Consider the following 22,576-nt stretch of genomic DNA (forward strand, 5'->3'; position numbering starts at 1 on the left):
GAATGATTCCCGTGATTCGCCTTTTGTTTTATAAGGAGATAGTTATGAAACGAAAAATGGTCGTCCTAGTTTTTATTCTAGCGGGACTCGTCTTTCTCTTTAATAAGCCAATCAAGAATCATTTCGTGAAAAAAACAGGTGATCTGTACCAGATTTCGAAGATAGATAAGAAAGAAATTATCGCCAATCAGAAGAAGGAAGCGACCTTTGACTTTGATGGTGTAAAGCCTTTGGATACGAAGGCCATCGCCAAGTCGCAAGTCAGTGGACAAAGTAAAAAACTACCTGTCATCGCTAGTGTAGCGGTACCTAGAGTAGGGATCTGTCTTCCGATTTTTAAAGGACTGCAAAATGATGGCTTGTATTATGGAGCGGGGACGCTCTCACCAGATCAAGAAATGGGGGAAGGAAATTACGGGATTGCGAGTCATCGCTCGGATCAGGCGGATTTACTTTTCACACCATTGGATGACGTAGTAGTAGGAGATAAGATTTATCTCACGGATTTGACCAAAGTGTATACATATGTGGCAGTTTGGAAAGAACATGTAGATCCGAGTTCGGTAGAGGTGTTGGATGTTGTTCCTGGGAAAAGATTAGTCACCCTGCTGACCTGCGGGGATGTCTACGCTACGACACGATTGGTCGTTCAGGGAGAGCTAGAGAGTGTGACATCGATCGAGATCATCTCGGAGGCTGCCGCAAAAGCATTCGGTTTGCCAATGAAGACATATTGAATGCGTAATTAGCAATACCTATTTATATAGAAGAAAAAAATTTAAAAGGATATTCATTATCGGAAAGGGTTAGGTACATGGCGAAAAAAACAAGTTGGCTTTTTGCAAAAAGCAGTCCAGAAAAAGTAGAGGATTTCAAAAATAATCGGAGCGATAAGAGCTGGCAGGTACTCGAACCTGAAGGGAATAAGGAGCAACCAGCATCAGAGGAATCTGCTAAGCAGGAAGAATACAAGCTGGAGATTGAGAAATTAAGTCAGAGCCTAGAAGAATTAAAACAGATCAGTAAAGGGCAAGCAGATGAACTCTATCAAGAAAAATGGAATAAAGAACAGTTGAATAGCCGCATTGCTGAAAGCCGGGAGAGAATCTCCGAACAAACTCGTGAGTTAGAAGTGATGGAGCAAAAGCTTAAGCGAAGTGCCGCAAAAACATCTGAGCTCACTGAACAGCTGGAGCTACATGAGGAGGAGAAGGAACGCTTACTGACGAATTATCGACAGCTGGATGAACAAATGAAAACAACGCTGGAAAATGAGCGTGCACAATATCAAACACGGCTACAAGCAATCGAACAGTTGTTGGAGGAAAAAGAAGCCACAATCCAAGAACTAGTAAAAGCTAACGAGGAAAGTAAGAAAGAAACATCTGAGCAGATCCAACAGCTCACAGAAAAGATCGCTGTGCAGCAAAGCATTATTGAAGAGTACGAAAAGCAAAAGCAGCAATTACTGAATAACCAAAGCCAATTCGTTGAGATCGAACAAGAAAATCAACGGTTGACTGCACAGCATGAAGAGGATCAGCAAAAATTCCAAGTCTATGAAACGAAGATCCAACAGTTAGAAGAACAGTTGACTAAACAAAGCATAGAAATTCAACAAAATCATCAGGTAGAAGTAGAGGAACAATTAGCTCGTTTCGAAGAAGAACGAGAAAGACTATTGAACCAAGTAGAAGAGAGTGTGAATGCGATGGAAGAACTGAAACAACAAACAACAGATGCTGAATTGGAAAAGAAACAGTTGGAAGAACAGCTGTTAGCACAATTCAAATCGGAAAAAGAAGTCTTAAACAATTCCTTATTCGAAGCGCATGAAGTGATCAATAAGCTGGAGAAGCAATTGGAAGAACAGGGCAGTACCGAACAAGCTTCTTCTGATCAGACAGAAAGAATCCATATGTTAGAAGAGAAGCTTACGGGATTAGCAGAAGAGCATCAGCAAACACAGCAACAAAAAGAGGAGTTCTATCAACACGTTCAAATGCTCCAAATGACATTAGCAGAAAAAGCCCAACACATTCAAAAGCTGGAGCAAACGATCGAAGAGTTGAGTGCTACTCAAGGAAATGATGAATCATTAGACGAAGCAAAAAATCAAATTCAAGACCTGATTACAAAAAACGCGGATCTTAAGGCCCAGCTTATTCAAGCGCAGCAAGAAATTGGTGAGGTCTTATTATCAGCGAAGAAGCAAGCGACGTATACGATCGAGGATGCGCAAGAAGTTGCCCAATTACGCATTGACGCTGCCGAATTAGAAGTGAAGAAAATGAGTACTCGTACGAAGGATCTCCTAACAGAGGTCAAAGAAGCGAAGCAAAATGTTTTAGCCATCTATTCTGAAATCGAAAGTAAAGTAGAAGAATTGGCTGAAGGAACAGTCATAGTAGAAGAGTGCGATTAAGTCAATAGAATGTGGGGGAACAACAAATGAACATCTTATTGTTAACAAATAATATCCTTTTTGAAAAAGATTTTATCGCGCAAATGAACGCTCTAGGGCACGAGGTCTTGTGCAGTAAAAAATTATTAAGAGATATCCAAACGAAAATAGACAAGCGAGAAATTTTAAAATATTTTGACAGCCTGATTTTCAGCGAAACAATCTGTGACGCGGAGGTTCGAAATGTCATTCCAGTTAATATCTACAATATTCCGTTGATTCTTCGAAAAAATGAAAAAGAGCTTACTGATATGGAGAAGGAAGAATGGAAAAAGTATGGCATCTCTGGCTTTTTCTCTAATACATCCTCCATGGATGATTTCCGTGAAATTTTAACCAACAGAGATCAAAAAAATGAATTGATGGAAAAATCATTTTTGAAGAAGAAAAACGCGCTGATTGAAGACTTAAATATCAGCCTATCTGCACAAGAGAAGCAGCTGTTTACGATTCTAAAAAATCTCAATGGCGACTTCATCACGAGAGAAGACCTTTGCTTGGAACTATGGGGCTGCACACCGCCAACGAACTCCATGGCTAGTCGTCTCTCAGGCATTGTAAAAAATCTACGAATCAAGATTGAAAACGCTGGTTTTAACAAGAACTGCCTCGTTACTTCCTGGGGCAAAGGCTATCGCCTAAAGGAGCTCACACTAAACGAAGTGACGATCACTGTACCAGTGAAAGACGCTGTAGAGAATTGAGCCAACTCACGGGATCGCTCTAGCAAAGGAACAGGATTGGTCTGAGTGATCCCGTGACACACATATGAACCTACCCATCGGAACAGTTTAGGTAGGTTTTTTGTTTTCTTTTTGGAGTGTAAATAGTGTTATTTTACGATGGAAGAAAGAGATTAATATTTGAAAAGTACTATTGAAAGTGTGGCTATACGATGAAAGCAATTGTGATGGATATAGATAATACCTTCTGTGAGAAAAGGGGATCAAAGGAGTATCAGGATTTGAATCCTTATCCAGAAGTCGTTGAACAGATGAAGAAGTACCAAGAAAAAGGTTATAAGATTATTTTACAGACTGCTAGGCAAATGAATACACATCAAGGAAATCTAGGACTAATTAATAAAATCACCGTTCCTGTATTGATCGAATGGTTGGCGAAGTGGGAGATTCCTTATGATGAATTGCACGTTGGGAAACCTTGGTGTGGTCATACAGGATTTTATGTTGATGACCGAGCAATCCGCCCGAGTGAATTTTTATCATTAACCGAAGAAGAAATCTTACAACGAATTGAGGATGAAATATGGAAGCAGTAATGATTTTAAATTCAAAAAAGATTCCATTCGAAATGCAAAAACGTTTCGGAGAGATATATCCGACAATGCTACCTTTCAAAGATGAGAGTATTGGAGAGTACTTAGTAAAGGCGTACTCGAATAAAGATTACATTTTTATTGTATCGAACAAAGAGCAAGCGCCAAATAAGAAGATTAAATCACTAAAAAAAAGCGAACAGAAATATGAATTATTTTTAGACGAACAGGAAAGTTCTTCTTTATTAAAAGTGGCGCAACATGCATTAAAGCAGATGATTCGATTGATTGGTGAAGATTTTGCATTAACGATCAATTTCGGTGATACCATTATTCAGGAAAAAGAACGGATATGTACAAAAGATTATCTATTAACAGGACAAAAAGAACATTTATCGCCTTGGACAAGTGTCTTACGTGAACAGGAACAACTGGTCTTTAGTAATAAACACGCTTCTGCTGATCAAAAGGAAGGGGAAGTCGTGGCTGGTGTTTTCGGTTTCCGTAGTGCAAAGAACTTCTTGAATGCTTGTGAGGCGATTAAAGATAACGAAACAACGGATGATAGCTTGTCATTTTACCATGCGATTTCATATTACGATCACCACTCTGAACAAGTGGAACTGATCTTTACAGAGGCGTGGTTGGATTTAGGCCATGAAAGTGAATACCTTGAAACAAAAAAGATCGTTCAGGCGCGTTTCTTTAACGCAATTACGATTGATGATCAACGAGGCATTCTGACTAAGAGTAGTGAAGAGCGCCAGAAGCTGATCAATGAAATTCAATGGTACCTGAAGATGCCGTCTTCACTTCAATATTTAACACCACGCATTTATGATTACTCATTAGAACCAACAAAACCAGAAGTAAAGATGGAATATTATCCATACGAAACACTGCATACGCTCTATATTTATGGGAATTTAGAGCTTAGTGATTGGGAAAAGATCATTGAAAAAATGTTGTTCGTCCGCAAAGAAATGTCGGAATGTTCTGAGGCCCAATCTCTGATTTTAGAAGAAAGGGACCTGTTGGATATCTATTTCCAAAAAACATTCGACCGTTTGAAGCTACTCTTACAAGATCCGGCGTTTCAGCCCTTTTATGAACACTCGCCAGAAATTAATGGAATCCAGTATCTTCCATTGAAAGACATTATCGGGAATTTGGAGAGAGTTTTGAAACATTATGGTTTGTTGCAGACGAAAGCTGCTCATGTAATTCACGGAGACTTTTGTTTAAGTAATATTTTATTGGATCGTGAAAGTAATCTGATTAAGCTGATTGATCCAAGAGGACAATTTGGTTCTTTCGATATTTATGGGGATGAGTTCTATGATATCGCGAAGATACTGCATAGCTTTGAAGGGTCTTATGATCACATTATCACAGATCATTTTGAATTAAATGAAGCAACAGACACAAGCTACACCTATCATTTTGAAAAGTCGGAACTTCAAGAAAATATTACTAAGTTGGTAAATCAAAAAGTTGGAGAAAACTATGAGATTCAGCAAATTCGTTTGATCGAAGGGCTGCTGTTCTTATCCATGATCCCACTTCATAAGGATTATCCAAAGCGTCAGAAAGTGATGTTCGGACAAGCGATGAAGCTGTTGAAGCCGTATTTTGAAGAGACAGTCAAAGTGGAGAGGAATGACGTAAATGCCGTTAGTAACTTACACAGATAAACTAGGGGATTTTTTGGAAGAAAATCATATCTATTTTGCGTATGGAAAACGAAGAAGAATTAGAGAAGGTGAACAGTTTCTTTATTCGCTTAATCTGAAAATTGAACCCTATTGTGTTTTTGGAGCCGGCAATACCATTAATTCGATGGGTCTATGTTCCTATAGTCGTAGTCGATTGACTGAACACACAATAGTTGGAAGATAGTCGTCAATTGCACCCAATTTCAGAGTGATGGGATTTCAACATCCGATTGATCGTTTCACTACCTCACCGATTGCTTATACCTCAGTTCCTTCTCATGTCAATGTGCCTTTGGCTTCAAAAGAGGAGGAAGGAGATTTTCAAGCGGTTCCTTACAAGCAAAAACCAGCAGGGGTCACGATTGGAAATGATGTATGGATAGGCGAAAATGTCACTTTTAAACCGGGAGTAATGGTTGGAGATGGTGCTGTAGTCGCTACTGGAGCGATTGTTACGAAAGATATTCCTCCTTATGCAGTCGTAGGTGGAGTTCCAGCAAAAATTATTTATTATAGATTTCGTGATTCAATTATTGAAGATTTGTTAGAACTCAAATGGTGGGATTATTGTTATTGGACTTTTGAAGGACTAAAAGGTACAGATGGTGTTGAATACTTCATCGACCGAGTAAGAGAGTTGAAAGCAAAGAATAAATTGAAAAAAGCCTCTGACTTAGGGTTTGTCACTGGTGCAGAGGGCCAAAAGAATTTTTAAAAAATAGTTCAGTAACCTCAGGAGGAAATAAATGAATGTAATTATCACAATGGCGGGACGTGGTAGCCGCTTTACAAAAGCCGGATACAAACAGCCTAAGCATGAAATTATGGCTGGAGAACGAAACCTGTTTGCTTGGTCAATGCGTTCTTTGGAGCAGTTTTACGATGAAAACTTTATCTTTATTGTTCGAAAAGGAAGCTATTCAGAAGCTAATTTAATCGAGGAAATCCGCAAGTTAGGAATTCAATCCTACTTCATTATGGAGTTGGCAGAAATGACTAGAGGACAAGCGGATACAGTCATGCAGGTAGCAGATATGCTTTCAGATGAAGAAGATATCTTGATCTACAACATTGATACTACGATCAAATCGGAATTCTTGTCGAAAAAAATAATTGTTCGAGGAGATGGGAGCGTCCCACTTTTTAAAGCAGAAGGAACTCATTGGTCGTTCGCTAAAGTAGATGAAATATTGAGTGAAATTACTGAAATGGCAGAAAAGCGTCCAATCTCATCTTGGGGTTCGGTAGGATTGTATTATTTCCGACGATGGAAAGATTTTTCGGATGCGTTTGAGAAAATGTCGAATCAATTATTAGAAGAATATGGAGAAATATATATCGCTCCGTTATACAACGAACTGATTCAACGAGGAAAAATTATTTATCCTGTCTTTTTACCAGATAACGGTTATGCGGCATTGGGAACACCTGAGGAATTAGAAGCGTTTCTTAAAAATGAATCGAACTTTGTGGAGGAGGTTTAAATGATTCAATATTCTAAAGACGATATTTCAACAATTAATTTTTCAAGTACGACAAACGCCATAGGAGATAAGGGATTAGGAAGTTTGCTTGTACTTTTACAGGTTCTTCATGCTGTTGATGAAGGACAGTTATTACTTAATGACCATGTATCCGTTAATGATGTCATTGCAAAAGAAAGTAAATCCCCCAACACTGCTCAGTTTAATGAAGGTGAACGTATCTCTCTTAGTGAGTTAATCCGATTGCATGTTTGCACAATGGGTCCAGATACGGGGCTTCTTTTGGCTAAATTATTTAGAGAACAAACAAAGAAAAGCTGTCAAAGAGAGATTAATTCTTTCGTCGCTGAAAAAGGATTAACTGAAATTTGTTGTAAAAATATTTCTGGAAGAAAAAAGAGAAGTGACAAGCAGGAATACACAATTAATGACATTAAAAAAATCGCGCTCGCTTTTATGAAACTGTCAAAGGAGTCATTGAATTACTTTAACACCACAGAGTGTTTCCATGCTGGAAAACTATTTAGGAAAAATGGGTATCTGATTGGTGAAAGAGAAGTTGGATATAGGATTTCTTGGCAAAACAACAGCATTGTTTTTGATGACAAGAAACTCGTAATCGTTTTAGAAGCAGAAAACCCATTTGAGCTAGATCAGCAAATCTTAAAGCTATGGTTTGAAGAAGAAAACGAAGACTTTAGTATCGAACAATTAGTAAAAGAAAAGAAGAAGCAAAAAAATCTAAGGAAAAAGAATGCAACAATTGTTGTTGCTGGTGATACGTATTTAGGTGAATGGTATTCCGAGAGAAGAATAAAAAGAAATCAGTGGGACCCACTTAATGAAATGGGCTATGATTATTCCTTTGAAAAAGTGCAGCATTTCTTAGATGAAGCAGACTTCTCTATTGCTAATTTAGAAGCCGTTTTAGTAGATGATCCAACCGTATCTCCGATGAACAGAAAGAAAAAATTTGTTTTGGGGGCTAAAGCAGAGCAAACAGCGAAGACCTTGAAGAATCATTCGATTGATCTAGTCACATTGGCAACAAATCACACCAATGACTTTGGAAAGGCAGGGATTCTATCAACATTAGATACCTTAAACAAACATAGACTATCTTTCATTGGCTCTGGGCATGACTATCTAGAAGCGCTTTGTCCGTATCGGTTAAAAACGAAAAGCCAAGACCTATTCATTTTTAATGGTTACTGGTTTAGAAATGGACAATACAAAGATTTTGGAATGTATGCGCATGGGAACCATTTAGGTGGAAATTGTCTATCTCAGCAGCTATTTCAAACAATTGAACGAACCAAAAAGGATTTTCCAGATTCAAAAGTAATTGCCCTGTGTCATTGGGGAATTGATTTCCAAGAAATTAATCCCTATCAGAGAGTCATTGCCAAAAAATTAGTTGAATCAGGGACGGATTTAATTATTGGTCATGGGCCACATGCCATACAGCCGATAGACGTGGTAGATGAAGTGAATGTTTTATATAGTTTAGGAAACTTTGTCTTCAATAGTAATGGAGAGTTTGATACGCATAAAAATGCTCTTCCATATGGAATGATAACTAAACTAACAATCAAAGAAGACGAACTTTTTGTTATAGCTCACTTTATCTATGCAGAAAATCATAAGACAAAATGGCAGCCATGTGAAATTGATAAGGAGACTTTCGAATCAATCATCGGAAAATGGAGTGAAGAGAAGCTTCAAGGATTGGGTTGGAAAATTGATAGAGAGAAATGCACACTTGCTAAGCAAGTTTGGTAAGGAAGGAAAAGCAGATGAAGAATACTTGGGCAGTCATGTGTGGTGCCATTCGAGAAGAACTTGAAGTACGGTTAACAATCGATAAATTATTGAAAATGAGAGAGTCAAATAAGATTGTAGGGATCGTCATTAGTACATGGGCAGGAGAGTTTGAACGATTTCCAGAACTAAAAAAAGAATTAGAAGAAAATTCGGTAACAATTATTGAGCAATCACCGTTGGAAAAGAGAACGGACCTAAATAGAAGTAATTCCATCAATTATATGAGGCAAGCACTTCAGTTTCAAGCTGCCTTGGATCATTTACCAGAAAATTGTTTTGTTTTAAAAGTTCGCACTGATAGAGCGTTGAACCATATCAGAAAATTTGAGAATTATTTATCAGATGAGCCATGTCGTGTGAAGAAAACTTTTTCAAATCACGAACATACGAGAGAGATGCCTTCTATTTTTAAATACAAAATAGCAGTAATAGGTGCAAAGGTTCATCGAATATTCAACTTTAGTGATTTTGTTTTTTGGGGACATGCGGAAGACGTAAGAAAACTAATTAATTTTGATATTGCAGAATTATTCGTCAATCGCGACTTGGTGGCAAATACCCAATGGTACATTTATCCGTTCTTTCAGAGTTTTCCAATCATCCGTGATTATTTCCGATTGATGAACTTTCGGCCATTGATCATGGGAATGAAGGATTATTTTGAAGGAAAAGAAGCCAAGGATTATTTCCCTAAATTTTTCTATCGAGTGTATGGTACGTATCTGATGATCCTGTCTCACTATTTTGATCTGGTTGATGTTGCATACGGAAAGTATAATTATTCATATCACTTTCAAGATCTTTTCATAGATAAGAAAAAAAGCGGAATTGTCCATACTCAACTAGGAAGTGTCTTGATGACCAATGAAGTTGTTAATAGCTTTTTTGATACGGATAAATGTACGGGAAACAAATCCGATGATATATTCCACACGTTCTTACAATCAGCCGATCTATTTCAAACAGTATCAAATGACGAGTTTGATGAAATGAAAAATTTTGCGAGTAATAAGGGATGGGGACTATCACCGAATTGGTTGCGAGAAAGAAATTGGCGTGAAAAAATTTCGCCAAAAGAATCAACTTATTCAAAATCAATACTTGGTTATCATTTCATTGGATTGAATGCTAAGGAAAATACGGAGTTAGTAAATCAACTAATGAATAAAGAGCGAGTGGATGTCTTCTTGTACAATTATTGGCTGAACAATCCCAAATTGGGATGTGACTCCGCGGAACAAATGGTTCTCCCCTTTGCTAGAACTCAAAATCAAAATGCCGTACTAATTTTATCAAGAATGTTGCGATTAGAGATGATTACAGATGAAAAAACGAAGGAGAGTATCCATCATCTGATTCAAGTTATGTTCGATGTGCGTGTTCAGAGAAAAACTGTGAATATTAAGAGTTGTCAATGCATGATTAATCGAGTATTTGCTTTGAGATCAGATCAAGACATGGAAGAATTTTATTCGGACGGACGAGCTAGATTTGTCGTGGATCGTTATTTGGAAAAGGAAGAATTTGAAGAAGTGATGGATGCTAAATTTTCGAAAAAGGATCTTTCAAAATATTTTTATCGTTTATCTGACGAATATAAAAAGAAAGAACGAGATGTTCGATCGTTGAGATTATTAGAATTAGCGAATGAGATAGAGTTCACTGGTTCTTCAATGAAGAAAACGCTGAATGTCTATGCTGAGCGAAGAAATAATGAAAATCGATTGCTTACAGAAAAGAGTCTCACTCTATTCGATTAGGTAATAAGAAAATCATTCAATGAGAGGAGTACGGTTATTTTGATTTCGGAATGACCGATATAAATAAATGAATCAAATAGAAAAAGAAATTTTTCAACCAACAGTACTAACATTTAATCGAAAGGAATTTCTTAGTAAGAGGCCTTCTGGTGTTCGACAGTCCCCATGGGGAACAGTTCATTTATTAGTTTATTTAGCAATCTTACAGGATATGGAAGCTAACGTATTGTCACCAGATCAGGAAATAATTTTTTCAATAGAAGCAGAAAAAGAATATGGAGCACGTAGATCAACGCATGGCAAAGCAGGAGAGAAGCGATCATTAAGTGATTTGTTAAATCAAGCAATTTCTCTGAATGCACCTGATTGTATCGTCGCGCTATTTGATGTATATGGTGGCCTTAAGGGTGCATTACGCCGTATAAATAAATTCATTTTTGCCTCGAATTATTCTAGAAAAACACCTACCGGACGTAAAATGATTCCACAACTTAGTAATATTTATGATTACTATCAAATAGGTGAAGAGTTCCTTCACCTATCAGAGGAAAGTTTTAAATATATCAGAAACCATGACCATGTAATTAATGGTGAGTTTTTTAAAGCACAGTCTCAGTTGGAAAGTCAGAAAGACATTATTGCCAGTATTTTTTGGGGGACTAATCAAAGTGACTGTTTTGTATTTTACAAAGAAAATCGAGAACTGACATGTTCCTTAGTAATTAATGGAGAGAATTATTCTCATTCAGCAGGTCTAGCAATGAACCCAGAATTTGCGCCAAAAGAGTATCTTGTAAAAAAAGATGAAACTATTTCCCACAAGCAATGGTTAGAACAAACATTTGAAGGATATTTTTTGAATGATAAGTTAGGAGAGGACTTAGTTATTGAGCATACTGTCTGTGATCCAACTTTGACCTTAAGAAATAATTGGAAAAATGTTGCCTATATTTCTTTATCAGCGGAAAGTTACAGAGCAATAATTCCAAAAGCTAAACGTGATTTTCATGGAAATGAAATAATTCTTAAATACAAAGTTGAAGAACATCTGTCAGTGATTGTTACAGACGAGCCTATTCTAAGCTTGAAAGATGAAGTTCCTCAGTTCATTGTTCCGAATAGCCTGACTTTTGCTTATCATTATGCAGCATATCAAATGGGAAATTATCACGGGAAATTCTGTGCATTAACAGGAAGTGTAGGGAAATCATCTACTCGCTTAATTTTAGAACACTTACTAAAGAATGAGGGAAACATATTAGCAAATATGGGAAATGCGAATCTCCATTACCCAACTTTCAGCTTATCTGTAGAAATAAATGATCAATACGATACTATCTTGTTTGAGGCAGCGGGGGCTTGTATGAACCGTTTAGGGTATGGAAACAATGCTTTTATTTGGAAAACCGATGTTGTTGTTATCCCCTCGTTTGGTAGTGCCCATGTAGTTGATGGTGTAGAAAATAACCTCTGTAAAAAGAAAGAGCTCTTCTTTAGTGTTAAAGAAGATGGTTATGTCATCATCAACAAAGATATGGATGAAGCTCATCTAGCAAGTTTTATAGAAATGGCAAACCTATTTAAACTAAATGTCCTACTCTTTAGTTTTGAGGATATGACTGCAGACTGCTATATGCTTGAGAAAAAAGTCTTTAGAGATAAGACTGATGTTCGTATATCTTTCAGAGGAAAAGAAGTAAGTTTTTCTTTGACAACAGATAGTGATGGACAAATTCAAAATGCAATGGGTGCACTATTGGCTGTAGAATGTCTGGGATACTCAATAGATAAGATGGCACCTTTGTTAGAAGACTTCCATAGTTTGAAACGAGTTTTAAGGCCAATACCGCTGACATTAGATTCAAAAGAAGTAACAGTAATTGATGATACACATAATTCTGCTATCGAATCAATGATGAACGGAATTGACTTTTTTACTAGTAAGAAGCCATTTTATAAAGGAAAAAATCTTTTAGTATTGGGAGAGGTAGATTATTTAGGAAATGAGAAGGAAGCGAGATATCACCATGAACGATTAATCCCGCATATTAACAGAGCGAATCCAGATCAAGCAATATTTTACGGAAAATCTTTTAAAGACTTACCAGTAGATATTGGATCAGTGACATGGTGTGAGACAAAAGAGCAGGTTGTAGAAAAAATTATGGATGAAATCACAGAAGATTCCTTAGTCTTTATTAAGGGGTCATACGGCGAGACTGAGTTTTATAAAGTTACAGAAATGATAAAAAAGAAAGCAGAAAATAATTAGGAGAATGGTATGGGATTTAAAAGTATAGAAGTGGACAGTCTTAACGAAACAGAATGTTCGCAACTCATTTCAAGAAATTTACTGAGTAATTCTTGGTGGACAAATGGCTTAAATCATTGGAGTAATACTTGTGGTGAAATAGCTATTGACGAAGATGAATATGGCTACATGAATTTGACTATGGATTCTCATGTTTCTGTACACGTTCAGCAAAACGTTACATTGAAGGAAAATCATTGCTATTTTATTTCGTTTGACGTAAAGGTGACCAGATACGTAAGTGGTTTATTTGGGATACATATGAATGGAAGATTTATATCAGGAAACTCCAGCTTGGGTGTTCGTAGACAAACGAAAAATAAGGACTATGAAACAATTGTTGGGGTATTAAAAACTGGAAACTTTCCTAGTCAAGAATATAATCTTCTAGTTGGAGGTATTGGTACAGCGAACGGAACTGGAAGTATTAGGAAATTGTCGGTTTATGATCTAACAGCTGTATATGGTTCTGAAAGCGAGCCAACTGCTGAAGTATTTTTTGATGCAATACCAGATACTCAGGATGAGTTTGGAATTTCTTTAACGAATCGCCAACTTTTTGCTGCTCTAGATAAAAAGCTCAATAAACTAGCCAGAAAAAATATTGGAGTGTCGGATAGAGAGGCGCATATTGCTTTTATTGAAGAAATGAATAGAAAAGCAAAAATGATAGGTATGTTTAGCACTAATTTTGAAAATATGCATGGTTTTAAGGCAGAAGGACAAGTTACAACCGCAAATGATTTTTTAAAACTAGGTCTAAAAGTTCTGGGTCATAGTGAAATTATACAAGCTTGGGGCGCAGAAGAATACACAGTTTTTATTTATGGAAAAAATGAGCGAGAAGAAAGAATTAGAACAACGTTACACAGTTCTTTGTTAGAAGAAAAATACACTATTCTTGGAGGCAAAACGGGAACGATCGGAAAAGAAATTCTTGATGTGATTACTTTGATAGAAGACGAAAATAGTGATTTATATTTAACTGTGGTTATGGGGGCTTCTGGAGAAACTGGAAATAGTGATCGGTTTGAAGCAGTGGATCAGCTAATATCATCATACAAACAAGAATTAATTGACTCAAAGTACCATATAAGTACGTTTGTTGCATCTTCAGGTTTTGTATTGAAAGTTCCTCCAGGTAACCCTCATTATTATTCGAAGAAACTTCCTAATTCTATTTTTAGTATAAATGGAAATGAGCAGGTTGTTCCTGCTGGAATGTCTAAAGTGATGACGGCACTTTTACTTATAGAAAATGTTAGTAATTTGAATGAAACAGGAATCATATTAGCTTCTGATATAACAGGAGGAAGTGGTCCAAAGCTGTTTGAAGGGGATCAAATTAGTTTCAGGGATGCTCTGTACTTATTGCTGTTACCAAGTTCTAATACAGCTGCAAAATTTATTTCGAGAGAGGTAGGTTATAGAATTATCCAAACAAAAGGATATATATCATAGTGATTTTTAGAAAATTTTTAGTAAATTTATTCCTGTCTTTTGTTAAATATTTTAATTATTTTTTTGTGAAATATTGCTTATGAGCCAAATTACATGAGGTATAACCGGTGAAGAATTTTTATGTTGGCTAATCTTGTAATGGTATGCCTACTTTGTTTTCCAAAGACGGGGGTTTCGAGAGAGAGCACTTAAGTTCAACCTGCTGCACATACATGAGGATTCTAAATCGGAAGTTTTTCAATTAAAAATATAGAAATCAATCTTACAATAGTATTAAGTTAGAAAACATACGTTGGAGATAAGCTGACCGAGGATATGATCTTGAGCTGGGCAAAAACAGAAAATGCGGACACGATCCAATTCGAAATTTTGGATCAAGAGATTCCGTTAAATACAGTAACCAACACATTAACTACAACAGGTGAGTACGGGATTCGCTATATTGCCTATCAAGATACTGGCAAGACCGCTGAGGAAACGATCAAGCTGACAGTCAAAGAACGTCCAGTGATCACTAACACTGGAAATACAACTCCCCAGAATAAATTGTTGAATACAAATAAGACTATTGTAAGTAAGCCCGTAAGAAATGCAACATTACCTAAGACGGGTAGTGAGAATACTAGTTTTATACCATCTTTGATTGGCTTTATTCTGATCAGCTTTGTAAGTTTCATTTGGAAGAAAGAGTAAGAGGTAAATGAGCGTACTGGGTGAATTTCCAGATTTATATTTCGTAATATGTTTGTTCAAGGTGTAAGTTAGAAAGAAAATACAACTAAAAAGACTTTTAATAAAATTTTTCCCACCTGATTATCTATCGCAATCAGGTGGGGAAAAGTTTTATATTCGTTTCTTATTTAATAAAAAAAGCAATATCCCGCAGCTGAGAAAAAGCAAATCCCGATGACCAGACTTGACCACAAACTAAACATCACGAATGGGGATGTATTTTTATTGCCATTCTTCTTCAGATTTGAAAAAGAACGCTTCGTCATAACAAACTGCCACACACCTAACAACACGAAGATAACTCCAATGAAGTAGCTCATAAATTGTCTCCTTTTCTAATTTGTGTACCTGCCACTTAGATTTTGACTTCTTGATCCAAATGAACTTATCCGCTTACAATTAAGAAAAAATAGGTAGTTTCCTTTATGATTCTAGTATACTTTTCCCTCTACAACTAAACAAGGAGTGAACGATTCTTGATTTTTAGAGTTACCAAAATTTTTGAGTATATGTAGTATGGTCAAGTGTGTGAGTTTTTGTTTTACATAATTAATAGCTGCAATAATTTTTTCATCAAACCAGTTTTAGTAAAAAATAGTCCCAGTCTTACTAGGAAGTTTAACCAAAAATACTGTTAAAAAAAGAAAAAAATATATCTAATGGAACCATTAGAAAGGCAACAATGACCTCAACGAAGCTACCAAAAAAATCAACGATGAATTCAAAGAAAGCTTGTAACATTTCCCTCACTCCTTTTTTGCAAATCATATCAGGAATTCTAAGGTTATGTTGGAAGGTGACAATACTGTAAGTGAAATATAAGAAATATTTTACGAATATTGGTTAATTAAAGTCGTTTTTTTCAAAAGTGTCTATGTTTATTTAAGAAACTAGTTCTCGTATCTTGTACATACTATGTAATTACGCGGTATATTTGGAGGGAGGGAATAGCTTGGAAGCAAGACTGGCAATAAAAGGGATTTTTTATGAATTTGTTGACGAGGTTTCATGGGGCTTTGATGATCAATTATTATGGTCTTCTGCTAAAATGTGCTCACTAAATCATCCTAACACCATTTTGATTCTTAAGAAAATCGATAATAGATATATAAAATATACTTTAATTGGTATCGGTGTGATAGAATTGCAATATAGATTGATTAATCGAATAAAAAATACTGAAATTCTAATCTGCATAGAAAACGGGTGAGATCATGCCAATTAAACTTAAACAAGTCATTATTGAGAATGTAAAGAATGTAGAATATGGAGTTATTAGCTTTAAAGAAAAAGAGAAGTTTTTAAATGTTGTTGGAATCTATGGGCAAAATGGATCTGGTAAAACAACCCTAGTAGATGTTCTTGAACTAACCAGAAAGTTGATTCTTAACATCTCAATGGATGGTGAGGATGCTGGGATGCTTAACTCGTCAGATGCTACAGTGACGATTGAGATTGAAGAAGTGAATAATAAACTGATTAGATATCTTTTTGTGTTGAGGAAAGTTGAAATAGAGAATCAAGAAGTAGTTCAGATTCAAAAAGAAGAAATTCAAATGAGAATTCTTGAAAAGTATAAACCAACTAAAACAGTTGCATCCTTTGACAGAGATTCTGATAAAATCATCTCGTTTAATACTAGTGATACTCTTATTAGTAAGGATGCACTGGATATTATCCTTAATGTGATTACTGAAGCTGGAATGTCTTTTCTTTTTAACTCTAATTTTCTCAAACTAATCAGAGAAAAGGAAAAAATGAGTGAACTATTGAACACAATAGATATACTAACAAAGTTTTCCAATAATTTACGCATTTACACGAGTGAGTATGCAGGGTTAATATCAGCAAATATTGTGGCACCAGTAGGGGTTCATTTTAAAAAAGGAAATAAAAATGTACACGGATTATTGCCATTTCGTTTGAAGGGGCAAGAAGGATATGTTCAAAAAGATATGTTATCGACCTATGAGGATGTTATTCGTCAAATGAATATTATTCTACCAGAAATCGTTCCTGATCTTTCACTAAGTCTGCTTACAAAAGATACTAGAATCAACCAAAATGGCGAAGAAGAGGTGCAATTGGATTTTCTTTCCAATAGAGGAAAGAAGAAATTTTCTCTAATGTATGAATCCGATGGAATCAAAAAAATTATTGGTTTGGTAGCATACCTTATTGAAGTTTACAATAATCCTAGTGTCATTGCAGTGATTGATGAGTTAGATTCAGGGGTTTATGAGTACCTACTAGGAGAATTAATTTCAGTGATGTCAACAGGTGCAAAAGGGCAGCTACTATTCACATCGCATAATCTGAGAATACTTGAAGTGTTAGAAACAAATAAAATTGTAGTATCTACATCTAATCCTAAGAATCGATATATTAAATTGAAAAACGTTAAAGAGACTAATAATTTAAGAGATTTATATTTACGAACGATTCAGTTAGGTGGTCAAAAAGAAGAGCTTTATCAAGGGAAAAGTTCGGCTGATTTGAGAATTGCTTTTATGAAAGCAGGTAGAGCTATTGACTAAAAAGAGAAAGGCAATTGTCCTGATTGTTGAAGGAATCACTGATGAAATCGTCATAAATCCTATTTTTAAATTAATTGAAAATCATGAACTCTTTGTAAAGGTAGTCCATGGTGATGTTTATTCAAATATCTGGAATCAGAATAAGCCTTCAAAAGTAATTGTCGGAGAAATAATGAAACAAGTAAAACAGGAAACAAAATTTAAAGATAAAGATATTGAAATGGTTCTGCAAATCATAGATACTGACGGGATTTTCCTTGAAAAGGATCGTTTTATTGTAGACGAAGAAGCTAAATTGGATTCTAAGTCATATGCTTATGATTTGTATGAAAGAATTGTTCGATTAAACACTGAACAAGATAAATCTAGACTGAATGAAACATGGGACCGAAAAAAAAAGGCTTGTTTTACCTTTAATTGGGGGTATTACTTATGGACAATCAAAAATACCTTTCACATTGTATTACAATTCATTGAATCTAGACCATGTTATCGCCGACAAGATTTTATCAGATTTTGAAAAGGAAGAACATGCTTTATTATTTATTGAGAGTCTTAATGATGACGTAGAATCATTCATTCATTTTTTTGAAGAAAAATGTCCCCATGACAGTTATGGAGAGTCTTGGAAAAGGATTCAAGAGGATGGTCACTGGAATGAGTCAAAATCGAATGTGATCTTCCTCATTCAGAAAATAATTTCGAAAGAAGAAGCGATAGACAAAAAGTAAAAATGAGCTGACCTATACCATAACAATGTTGGTGTAGGTCAGCTCATTTTCATTCTTCTACATATTCAATAATTCCTATTGGATAACTAGTGAACAAATCCTCATTTTCTCGAAATGAATTCAAGTAATAATTGATGGAATTCTCCAAAAATGCGTATGTTTATTTGAGAAACTATTTATATCTCATTTGCTGTACATACTTTGTAATTACATAAAAATAGTAGTATTATGTACTTACAAAGTATGTACGTAAGGAGCTTTTCTCATGATAACCAAAACTAGAAAACAAGGGAATTCGATCACGTTGACTGTGCCTAAGGAGTTCAATATAAAGGAGGGTATAGCTGTGGAAGCAAGATTGACAAAAAATGGGATTTTTTATGAATTTGTTGACGAGGATTCAATGGATTTTGATGTTCAATTATTAGAGGATCTAATCAGTGAAGGGTATGCCGAACAAGAATTGTTAATCGAGTTCAAAAAGCGTAAGAAAAACTTGTCTCTTGTAATAGATAAATTGACGGAACAAACACTAGCAGAAGAAAAAGTACTAAGTAAAGCAGAATTGGAGAAGGAACTTGGGTTATGATGTAATTTTATCTCCACATGTGAAGAAATATCTGAAAAAATTAAAAGATAAAACGTTGAAACAAAAGTTTATCGATGTGATTTATGATGATATTGCATTGAATCCATATCGTTTTGATCAAAAAAATGGTGACTTAAAAGATCTTTGGACTGCGAAGTTTAGATATTTTAAGTCTGAATATCGGATAGCGTATAAAATTATTGACGAAAAAGTTATTCCAATTTTGTTAATTGGAACACATGAGAATTTCTATAATCAAATAAAACGATTGATGTAGTGAAAATTGCTGTAATTTTAAAAAAGTTGGGTTACAAAAAAAGCCGTGCTTCTGCGCGGCTTTTTGCTTAATCTTCTACATATTCAATAATATCCCCCGGCTGGCATTGCAAAATCTTGCAAATACTTTCCAGCGTATTAAATCGAACGCCTTTGGCTTTTTGGGTTTTTAGTATAGATAGATTGGCTTGGGTAATGCCGACCTTTTGCGCTAACTCCTTGGAAGAAATCTGGCGATCCAGCATTATTTTATCCAAATGAATCTTGATCATCAGTCAACCTCCTTAATAAGAATTTTTTCATTTATACGATTTCTTCGTTATCCTGTTTTAATTTTACGCCATATCGAAAGACAAAGTATAACGTATAGATTCCAGCAGTTAGAAGAAGGACCTGAATAAGATTTGTTACCATCCCATTGTAGCCTAAAACAATGTAGCGACTATTGGATATTTCACAAAGCATTTTAAATGCAAAGAATAGGATGCCAATTGACAGATAGGATAGCATGATTCGACGAATATATTTTAGATTGTAGCTGCTGAACACTTCGCCATCGTTCAAATTCTGCAATAAGGTTCTCAAATAGTGGAATAAAAAGAAGGTCAAGATGCACAGAACCAATGTCAATAAAGTCATCATAAGGTTAAATTGCTGGACATCAAGAAAGGAGAACTTGTAGTTAGATGTATCAATTCCTAAAAACATGATGCCTTCGCCTGGTGGCGCTTCTTCAACTTTTCCAGTAATCAGCATGGCAATTGCTGTTGTAGCGACTGATAAAGATGTTAAAGCTAGAATGATTTGGGAAATGAAAAAAAGTGAGGTCAGTATTGCAATAGTAATTCTTGTTGATCTGTTCAAAGTACTCACACCTTCCAAATTGATATCGTTTTATTATATAAAATTATTGTAAAACAATATCGAAGAGATGTAAAGATATATTTAGTAGGTAGTGATTCTCGTTTGATTCTTATGGACAGATGAGCATAGATAAGAAATAACAGCCGAACCACAAGAAGATTCGGCTGTTTTTCACTATTTCCGTCCCGGCAGCAGTTTCTCTTGGAATTCCTTATTGATCAGAAAGCGTTCGAATTCTAAAGCGGCAGAAGTCAACAATGCATCCTTCTTTTTTGCGAGATAGACAGAGCGGAATTGTGGTTCTTCTAATTGTAAAACTTGAACATCATGAAATTGCAATAAATTATTAAAGGGCAAAATGGCGACGCCGATATCGATTGAGACGAGTCCTGCCAATGCCTGATCCTCTTCCACGCGGCAGGAGATTTTTAATGGAAGCTGGTGTTTTTCAAATAGCTTTTCCATGAAATAGGTTTTATCGAGAGACAGGATCATTGAGAAGTCTGATAGTTCCTTTAATGAGACTGTCTTTTTTGAAGCGAGCGGATTGCTGTTGGCGACGATTGCTACCAACGGCTGATCCAATATATGTGTAAACTCGATTTCAGGCTCGTCCTTCAAAAAGGAGCATAAGGCAAAATCGCAGGTTTCATTCTTTACATTTTCGATTAGCCTAGGACTATTTCCCTGCCAAAATTTAAATTTGAAATTTTGACGATGGAAATCGCTGCGGAACTGTTGCAGCAGCTGCGGGATAATTTCTGGGCCAAGGGTAAAAATGAATCCTAGATCAATACTCCCCGAATAAGGATCAACTAAGTCGCGAACAGTCTTTGTTCCGGCGGCAATGTTGTCGAGTCCTCGTTGAACATTTTCATAATAAATCTTCCCGATTTTCGTTAAATGGATGTTTCGTCCGTGATGTCTGAACAGGACAACCCCAAGCTCTTCTTCCAAGCGTTTGATCGTTCGGCTGAGCGTTGGTTGGGCGATCCCCAATTCATCGGCTGTTTTGCCATAATGCTCTAACTCTGCCAAGCGGCAGAAGGCTTCTAGGTTTTTGATATTCAACAGCTTTCCCTCCAGGCTTCTTTTTTGTCATTGTATCATTTTTCACACGATTATATATAACTTTTTTGTTATGAATAATGTGGGTAAGTGAGATTGTTTCTATCATGAATTCGTTTTATATTGGTTTTGGAAAGAAAAGCGCTTTTTTATCCGTACGAATTACTGACAATTTTGTTATGTAAACGATTAATTTTATATCTTATTGTGAAAATAGACACAATAGTGGAGGTAAAAAATGAGAAATAAGTATTTTATGACTGCTGTCTGCATGTATTTGAACTATATAGTGATCGGTGTAAGTGTCATTATTCTTTCAATGAACATGGATGCACTGATGGAGCAGTTTGGAACGGATAGAGCTGGTTTTGGGCTAGTGGTTTCCGGTATTGGTATCGGAAAGTTTATTGTTCTATTTATCTCAGGGGTGCTCTCTGATAAATTTGGGCGAAAGCCCTTCATTTTGCTGGGTATGGTGGGCTTTATTGTTTATTTCTTGGGGATCTTATTCAGTCCAAGCGTGCCAGTAGCATTGTTCTTCGCCGTGATGGCTGGAATGTGTAATTCCTTCATTGATGCGGGAACGTATCCTGCACTGATGGAAATTTTTCCGACATCAGCAGGGACAGCGAATTTGGCGATCAAGTTCTTTTCGGCAGCTGGACAGTTTATTATGCCTTTCATCTTTAGCTATATTATCCAGAACAATCTGAACTACAGCCTATCCTTTTATATTGTGATCGGCTATCTTGTTTTGAACATTGTCTTCATGTTTACTCGCGGCTTTCCTGCTTTATCTACTAAGTCTGGCGCATCAGATAAAGAGGTCAAACGGACCTTTTATGAAAAGCCGAAGATGGCTATCGAGGGTGTTTGTCTGATCTTAATGGGCTTCACCTCGACGACAATCTTTACAGTTGTGCAGGTTTGGATGGCGAAGGTTGCAGAGGAATATGCCGGAATGAGTGTTGCGGCCGCTTCTAAAATGTTGACCTATTTTAGTTTGGGTGTCGTGATTGGTGTGTTTGTGACAGGTTATCTAGTAAGAGACCGTGTTCGTCCGATCATCATCTGTTTGATCTATCCATTGATCACGATGATTTGCCTGATTGCGCTAACGATAGCACCATCACCACTCTTGTGTATGATCACGGTTCTGGTGACTGGTTTTACCAGCGGGATGCTGCAATTAGGGTTGACAACGATGGCTGAGCTGTTTCCAGGAAGCAAAGGGAAAATTACCGGCATGGTGTACAGTCTGAATTCGATTGCGGTATTCTCAGCACCTGTTATTACTGGGTGGCTGGCTACTACCAATACGATGAATACGATGGTTTATAATGCGGCGGTATCTGGACTGGCATTTGTCTTGGCATTGATAGTCTTTGTCAGATATAAGAAAGTTTTTGGTCCGGAAGCCTTCATTAGTATGAAAGAAATTACCAATTTAGCAGAAGCAAGTAAATAAGACGAGTTGAGGAGAA

22 protein-coding genes are annotated in these 22,576 nt (G+C 36.2%); 18 read left to right on the top strand and 4 right to left on the bottom strand.

What is annotated here, in order from left to right; all coding sequences use genetic code 11:
* The first annotated feature begins 44 nt into the window (after window positions 1-44).
* The 12 genes from IGI44_RS04625 (at window position 45) to IGI44_RS04680 (ending at window position 14,988) form a co-directional block, all read left to right on the top strand.
* On the top strand, window positions 45-737 hold the full coding sequence (locus IGI44_RS04625; protein WP_438786639.1) for a class A sortase: 693 nt from the start codon (window positions 45-47) through the stop codon (window positions 735-737).
* Between the two features lie 77 nt (window positions 738-814).
* Complete coding sequence (locus IGI44_RS04630; protein WP_438786640.1) at window positions 815-2,425, top strand: hypothetical protein; 1,611 nt, start codon at window positions 815-817, stop codon at window positions 2,423-2,425.
* A 26-nt stretch (window positions 2,426-2,451) separates the two neighbouring features.
* Complete coding sequence (locus IGI44_RS04635) at window positions 2,452-3,168, top strand: winged helix-turn-helix domain-containing protein (protein WP_438786641.1); 717 nt, start codon at window positions 2,452-2,454, stop codon at window positions 3,166-3,168.
* A gap of 191 nt (window positions 3,169-3,359) precedes the next feature.
* Window positions 3,360-3,743 (top strand): LNS2 domain-containing protein, encoded by a 384-nt coding sequence (locus IGI44_RS04640; protein ID WP_438786642.1) that lies wholly within the window; start codon window positions 3,360-3,362, stop codon window positions 3,741-3,743.
* On the top strand, window positions 3,731-5,434 hold the full coding sequence (locus IGI44_RS04645) for a hypothetical protein (protein WP_438786643.1): 1,704 nt from the start codon (window positions 3,731-3,733) through the stop codon (window positions 5,432-5,434). The genes IGI44_RS04640 and IGI44_RS04645 overlap by 13 nt, the downstream gene beginning before the upstream one ends.
* 232 nt (window positions 5,435-5,666) lie before the next feature.
* Complete coding sequence (locus IGI44_RS04650; RefSeq protein ID WP_438786644.1) at window positions 5,667-6,170, top strand: CatB-related O-acetyltransferase; 504 nt, start codon at window positions 5,667-5,669, stop codon at window positions 6,168-6,170.
* Between the two features lie 31 nt (window positions 6,171-6,201).
* A complete protein-coding gene (locus IGI44_RS04655; protein ID WP_438786645.1) occupies window positions 6,202-6,939 on the top strand; it encodes a glycosyltransferase family 2 protein in 738 nt (245 codons plus the stop codon).
* A complete protein-coding gene (locus IGI44_RS04660; protein ID WP_438786646.1) occupies window positions 6,940-8,721 on the top strand; it encodes a CapA family protein in 1,782 nt (593 codons plus the stop codon).
* Window positions 8,722-8,735: 14 nt separating this feature from the next.
* A complete protein-coding gene (locus tag IGI44_RS04665; RefSeq protein ID WP_438786647.1) occupies window positions 8,736-10,523 on the top strand; it encodes a hypothetical protein in 1,788 nt (595 codons plus the stop codon).
* A gap of 67 nt (window positions 10,524-10,590) precedes the next feature.
* Complete coding sequence (locus tag IGI44_RS04670; protein ID WP_438786648.1) at window positions 10,591-12,795, top strand: Mur ligase family protein; 2,205 nt, start codon at window positions 10,591-10,593, stop codon at window positions 12,793-12,795.
* A gap of 9 nt (window positions 12,796-12,804) precedes the next feature.
* Window positions 12,805-14,295 carry a hypothetical protein gene (locus IGI44_RS04675; RefSeq protein WP_438786649.1) on the top strand — a complete coding sequence of 497 codons (1,491 nt, stop codon included), beginning with the start codon at window positions 12,805-12,807 and terminating at the stop codon, window positions 14,293-14,295.
* Between the two features lie 321 nt (window positions 14,296-14,616).
* The gene (locus IGI44_RS04680; protein ID WP_438786650.1) at window positions 14,617-14,988 is read left to right on the top strand and encodes an LPXTG cell wall anchor domain-containing protein; all 372 of its coding nucleotides are present in this window, start codon (window positions 14,617-14,619) and stop codon (window positions 14,986-14,988) included.
* A gap of 167 nt (window positions 14,989-15,155) precedes the next feature.
* Here IGI44_RS04680 and IGI44_RS04685 read toward each other — a convergent pair whose 3' ends face one another.
* Window positions 15,156-15,347 carry a hypothetical protein gene (locus IGI44_RS04685; RefSeq protein ID WP_438786651.1) on the bottom strand — a complete coding sequence of 64 codons (192 nt, stop codon included), beginning with the start codon at window positions 15,345-15,347 and terminating at the stop codon, window positions 15,156-15,158.
* 632 nt (window positions 15,348-15,979) lie between these two features.
* On the opposite strand from IGI44_RS04685, the gene IGI44_RS04690 reads away from it, so the two are divergent.
* The 5 genes from IGI44_RS04690 to IGI44_RS04710 all read left to right on the top strand — a co-directional run bounded on the left by IGI44_RS04690 (window position 15,980) and on the right by IGI44_RS04710 (window position 19,161).
* Complete coding sequence (locus tag IGI44_RS04690) at window positions 15,980-16,237, top strand: hypothetical protein (RefSeq protein ID WP_438786652.1); 258 nt, start codon at window positions 15,980-15,982, stop codon at window positions 16,235-16,237.
* Window positions 16,238-16,241: 4 nt separating this feature from the next.
* Window positions 16,242-17,564, top strand: coding sequence for an AAA family ATPase (locus IGI44_RS04695; protein ID WP_438786653.1), 1,323 nt, complete (start codon window positions 16,242-16,244; stop codon window positions 17,562-17,564).
* The gene (locus IGI44_RS04700) at window positions 17,557-18,084 is read left to right on the top strand and encodes a hypothetical protein (protein WP_438786654.1); all 528 of its coding nucleotides are present in this window, start codon (window positions 17,557-17,559) and stop codon (window positions 18,082-18,084) included. The genes IGI44_RS04695 and IGI44_RS04700 overlap by 8 nt, the downstream gene beginning before the upstream one ends.
* 476 nt (window positions 18,085-18,560) lie before the next feature.
* Window positions 18,561-18,884 carry an AbrB/MazE/SpoVT family DNA-binding domain-containing protein gene (locus IGI44_RS04705; RefSeq protein WP_438786655.1) on the top strand — a complete coding sequence of 108 codons (324 nt, stop codon included), beginning with the start codon at window positions 18,561-18,563 and terminating at the stop codon, window positions 18,882-18,884.
* A complete protein-coding gene (locus tag IGI44_RS04710) occupies window positions 18,874-19,161 on the top strand; it encodes a type II toxin-antitoxin system RelE/ParE family toxin (protein WP_438786656.1) in 288 nt (95 codons plus the stop codon). The genes IGI44_RS04705 and IGI44_RS04710 overlap by 11 nt, the downstream gene beginning before the upstream one ends.
* 67 nt (window positions 19,162-19,228) lie before the next feature.
* Here the strand turns inward: IGI44_RS04710 and IGI44_RS04715 are convergent, their stop codons facing one another.
* The 3 genes from IGI44_RS04715 to IGI44_RS04725 form a co-directional block, all read right to left on the bottom strand.
* Window positions 19,229-19,432, bottom strand: a complete 204-nt coding sequence (locus IGI44_RS04715; protein WP_438786657.1) for a helix-turn-helix domain-containing protein — start codon at window positions 19,430-19,432, stop codon at window positions 19,229-19,231.
* Between the two features lie 31 nt (window positions 19,433-19,463).
* The gene (locus tag IGI44_RS04720; protein ID WP_438786658.1) at window positions 19,464-20,024 is read right to left on the bottom strand and encodes a DUF2975 domain-containing protein; all 561 of its coding nucleotides are present in this window, start codon (window positions 20,022-20,024) and stop codon (window positions 19,464-19,466) included.
* 174 nt (window positions 20,025-20,198) lie between these two features.
* Window positions 20,199-21,095, bottom strand: coding sequence for a LysR family transcriptional regulator (locus IGI44_RS04725; protein ID WP_438786659.1), 897 nt, complete (start codon window positions 21,093-21,095; stop codon window positions 20,199-20,201).
* Window positions 21,096-21,330: 235 nt separating this feature from the next.
* Here IGI44_RS04725 and IGI44_RS04730 point away from each other — a divergent pair, with 235 nt between their 5' ends.
* Window positions 21,331-22,560 carry an MFS transporter gene (locus IGI44_RS04730; RefSeq protein ID WP_438786660.1) on the top strand — a complete coding sequence of 410 codons (1,230 nt, stop codon included), beginning with the start codon at window positions 21,331-21,333 and terminating at the stop codon, window positions 22,558-22,560.
* The last annotated feature ends 16 nt before the right edge of the window (window positions 22,561-22,576 follow it).

Origin of the sequence: Enterococcus sp. DIV0756, assembly GCF_051710745.1 — a bacterium.
GTDB lineage: Bacteria > Bacillota > Bacilli > Lactobacillales > Enterococcaceae > Enterococcus_A.

What these genes read in the sequence shown, in the direction of transcription:
- IGI44_RS04625 (WP_438786639.1), top strand. Translation starts at nt 45, where the DNA reads ATGAAACGAAAAATGGTCGTCCTAGTTTTTATTCTAGCGGGACTCGTC.
- IGI44_RS04630 (WP_438786640.1), top strand. Translation starts at nt 815, where the DNA reads ATGGCGAAAAAAACAAGTTGGCTTTTTGCAAAAAGCAGTCCAGAAAAA.
- IGI44_RS04635 (WP_438786641.1), top strand. Translation starts at nt 2,452, where the DNA reads ATGAACATCTTATTGTTAACAAATAATATCCTTTTTGAAAAAGATTTT.
- IGI44_RS04640 (WP_438786642.1), top strand. Translation starts at nt 3,360, where the DNA reads ATGAAAGCAATTGTGATGGATATAGATAATACCTTCTGTGAGAAAAGG.
- IGI44_RS04645 (WP_438786643.1), top strand. Translation starts at nt 3,731, where the DNA reads ATGGAAGCAGTAATGATTTTAAATTCAAAAAAGATTCCATTCGAAATG.
- IGI44_RS04650 (WP_438786644.1), top strand. Translation starts at nt 5,667, where the DNA reads ATGGGATTTCAACATCCGATTGATCGTTTCACTACCTCACCGATTGCT.
- IGI44_RS04655 (WP_438786645.1), top strand. Translation starts at nt 6,202, where the DNA reads ATGAATGTAATTATCACAATGGCGGGACGTGGTAGCCGCTTTACAAAA.
- IGI44_RS04660 (WP_438786646.1), top strand. Translation starts at nt 6,940, where the DNA reads ATGATTCAATATTCTAAAGACGATATTTCAACAATTAATTTTTCAAGT.
- IGI44_RS04665 (WP_438786647.1), top strand. Translation starts at nt 8,736, where the DNA reads ATGAAGAATACTTGGGCAGTCATGTGTGGTGCCATTCGAGAAGAACTT.
- IGI44_RS04670 (WP_438786648.1), top strand. Translation starts at nt 10,591, where the DNA reads ATGAATCAAATAGAAAAAGAAATTTTTCAACCAACAGTACTAACATTT.
- IGI44_RS04675 (WP_438786649.1), top strand. Translation starts at nt 12,805, where the DNA reads ATGGGATTTAAAAGTATAGAAGTGGACAGTCTTAACGAAACAGAATGT.
- IGI44_RS04685 (WP_438786651.1), bottom strand. Translation starts at nt 15,347, where the DNA reads ATGAGCTACTTCATTGGAGTTATCTTCGTGTTGTTAGGTGTGTGGCAG.
- IGI44_RS04695 (WP_438786653.1), top strand. Translation starts at nt 16,242, where the DNA reads ATGCCAATTAAACTTAAACAAGTCATTATTGAGAATGTAAAGAATGTA.
- IGI44_RS04705 (WP_438786655.1), top strand. Translation starts at nt 18,561, where the DNA reads ATGATAACCAAAACTAGAAAACAAGGGAATTCGATCACGTTGACTGTG.
- IGI44_RS04715 (WP_438786657.1), bottom strand. Translation starts at nt 19,432, where the DNA reads ATGATCAAGATTCATTTGGATAAAATAATGCTGGATCGCCAGATTTCT.
- IGI44_RS04730 (WP_438786660.1), top strand. Translation starts at nt 21,331, where the DNA reads ATGAGAAATAAGTATTTTATGACTGCTGTCTGCATGTATTTGAACTAT.